The organism is Nakamurella sp. (genome assembly GCF_048594475.1).
Classification (GTDB): Bacteria; Actinomycetota; Actinomycetes; order Mycobacteriales; family Nakamurellaceae; genus Nakamurella.
In genome coordinates, this window is record NZ_JBMDXT010000095.1 from 1 (window position 1) to 3,114 (window position 3,114).

A 3,114-nucleotide genomic window follows, 5' to 3' on the forward strand; every position below is an offset into this window, starting at 1 on the left:
GGTGGTCGAATCCGCGGCGATGCCGGGGACGTCGCGGTAGCCCTCGTACTGGCCCAGCACGACCTCGGCGGGGTCCATCGGCCGGAAACAGCCGATGACCTCCTCCCGGGCCGACTGCAGGTCGTCGGCGTCCATGCTGGCCGGGCGCTCCATGGCCACCTCGGCGGCGACCTGGAACAGGTGGGTGATGACCATGTCGAGCATGGCGCCGGTCGCGTCGTAGAAGCCGGCCCGGTCGTCGATGTCCAGCGTCTCGGGTGCGTCGATCTGCACCGACTCGATGTGCCGGGCGTCCCACGCGTCGGCGAAGAGGCTGTTGGCGAAGCGCAGCACGTGCAGGTCCTGGGTGGCCTCCTTGCCCAGGAAGTGGTCGATGCGGTAGACCTGCGACTCCTTCAGCACCTCGTGGACGGCCGCGTTCAGCGTGCGGAAGTCCTCGGGCGAGCTGCCGAACGGCTTCTCGTAGACCGCGCGGCATCCCGCGGCCAGCCCGTGCGCGCCGATGGCCGCGGTGAACCCCTGGAACGCGACCGGCGGGACCGCGAAATAGTTGATCAGCTGCGCGTTCTCGCCCAGGTCCTGACGGGCCTTGGCCACGGCGTCCACCAGCTCGCCGGGGTCGTCGACGGTGAAGCCGCCCCCGGCGAACCGCACCCGGGCGCTGAACCGGGCCCACTCGTCGGGGTCGGGGGCGGTCGCGAACTCGGTCAGGGCGTCGTGGATGTGCTGGGCGAACTGCTCGTCGGTCCGCTGGCCGCGGCCGGTCCCGATCAGCAGGTACTCCTCGGGCATGAGCTTCTGCTCGGCCAGCGTGTAGAACGCCGGCAGCACCATTCTCTTGGCCAGATCACCGGTGGCCCCGAAGAGCACGATGATCACCGGGGTGTCGGGACGGGTCAGCGCAGACATGGCGACGACGCTACCGCTGCGACGATTCCCTCGTGATCCGGCCGGCGGGGCGTCACCCGTCCGGGGTGATCAGGCCGGACCGCCCGGGTTCGCTGATCGACCCGGGGCTCGGGCCGGACGAATCCGGCGCGGGCCGCGGGTTCGATCAGCGAACCGTGAGGACGGCGTCAGGCGGCGCTCAGGACTTGCCGCCGGACAGGCCGGACGAGATCAGGTTCAGCACGGTGGAATCCTGCAGCGTGGTCGCGTCGCCGACCGCACGGTTCTCGGCGATGTCCCGCAGCAGCCGTCGCATGATCTTGCCGGACCGGGTCTTGGGCAGCTCCGGCACGACCAGGATCCGCTTGGGCTTGGCGATCGGCCCGATCTCCTTGGCCACGTGCTTCTTCAGCGTCTCGATCAGCGCATCGGTGTCGGCGCTGTCGGTGGCCCCGCGCAGGATGACGAAGGCGACGATGCCCTGGCCGGTCATCTCGTCGGCCGCCCCGACGACGGCGGCCTCGGCCACCGACTCGTGCGAGACCAGCGCCGACTCGACCTCGGTGGTCGAGATGCGGTGGCCGGACACGTTCATCACATCGTCGACGCGACCGAGCAGCCACAGGGCGCCGTCGGTGTCGTACTTGGCGCCGTCACCGGCGAAGTAGTAGCCCTGGGCGGCGAACCGCGACCAGTAGGTGTCCTTGAAGCGCTCGTCGTCGCCGAAGATGGTGCGCAGCATGGCCGGCCACGGCCGGTCGACCACCAGGTAGCCGCCCTCGCCCTTGCCGACCGGCACGCCCTCGTCGTTGACGATGGTGGCGCTGATCCCGGGCAGCGGGGTCATCGCCGAGCCGGGCTTGCTGGCGGTCACGCCGGGCAGCGGGCTGATCATGATGCCGCCGGTCTCGGTCTGCCACCAGGTGTCGACGATCGGGCAGTTGTCGTGCCCGACGTGATGCCGGTACCACATCCAGGCCTCGGGGTTGATCGGCTCGCCCACGCTGCCCAGCACCCGCAACGAGCTCAGGTCGTACTTGGCCGGGATGTCCGCGCCCCACTTCATGAACGTGCGGATCAGCGTCGGCGCCGTGTAGTAGATGGTGACGCCGTACTTGTCGATGATCTCCCAGTGCCGGCCCTCGTGCGGGGAGTTCGGCGTGCCCTCGTAGATCACCTCGGTGGCGCCGTTGGCCAGCGGCCCGTAGACGATGTACGAGTGGCCGGTCACCCAGCCGATATCGGCGGTGCACCAGTAGACGTCGCCGGGCTTGTAGTCGAAGACGGCCCAGTGGGTGTAGGCCGCCTGGGTCAGGTATCCGCCCGAGGTGTGCAGGATGCCCTTGGGCTTCCCGGTGGTGCCGGAGGTGTACAGGATGAACAGCGGCTGCTCGGCGTCGAACGCCTCCGGGGTGTGCTCGGTCGACTGGCCGGCCACCAGCTCGTCCCACCAGAGGTCCTTGTCGGTCCACTCGATGTCGATACCGGTCCGCTTGACCACCAGCACGTGCTCGACCGGCGAGTCGCCGGCCACGGCCTCGTCCACCGCGGTCTTCAGCGCGACCGCCGACCCGCGCCGGTACTGGCCGTCGGCGGTGATGACCAGCCGGGCCTGGGCGTCGCCGATCCGCGAACGCAGCGCCTCGGCCGAGAAGCCCGCGAAGACCACCGAGTGGGCCAGGCCGAGCCGGGCGCAGGCCAGCATCGAAAACACGGCCTCGGGGATCATGGGCAGGTAGATCGCCACCCGGTCACCCGCCTGCAGGCCCAGCGAGGCCAGCGCGTTGGCGGTGCGGCTGACCTCCTGCTGCAGTTCCGCGTAGGTGATCGTGCGGGTGTCGCCGGGCTCGCCCTCCCAGTGGATGGCCACGGTGTCGCCGTTGCCGGCCTCGACGTGCCGGTCCACGCAGTTGTAGGCCACGTTCAGCGTGCCGTCGGCGAACCACTTGGCGTGCGGGGCGTCCGACCAGTCCAGCACCGTGCTGAACGGGGTGCTCCAGGAGAGCCGGTTGGCCTGCTGCGCCCAGAAGGCGTCAGGATCGGCGGCCGCGCGGTCGTAGGCCTCGGCCTGCAGATTCGCCTGGGCCGCGAACTCCGCGGACGGCGGGAACGTCCTGTTCTCGGCCAGCAGGTTGTCCAGCGTCTGGGAACTCGTGTCGCTCACGGGGTGTCTCCTCGGGTGACGGCGATGTCGGGTGACGGCTGTCCTGCTTCCAGCGCGCAGCC

General features: G+C 70.0%; 1 protein-coding gene and 1 pseudogene. Both read right to left on the minus strand.

The window, feature by feature from the left end; translation table 11 throughout:
• Positions 1-909 (minus strand): annotated as a pseudogene (locus tag ACOJUF_RS04975) (glucose-6-phosphate dehydrogenase); the annotation flags it as partial.
• 178 nt (positions 910-1,087) lie between these two features.
• Positions 1,088-3,052, minus strand: coding sequence for an acetate--CoA ligase (acs, locus tag ACOJUF_RS04980; RefSeq protein ID WP_420120759.1), 1,965 nt, complete (start codon positions 3,050-3,052; stop codon positions 1,088-1,090).
• Positions 3,053-3,114 lie beyond the last annotated feature (62 nt).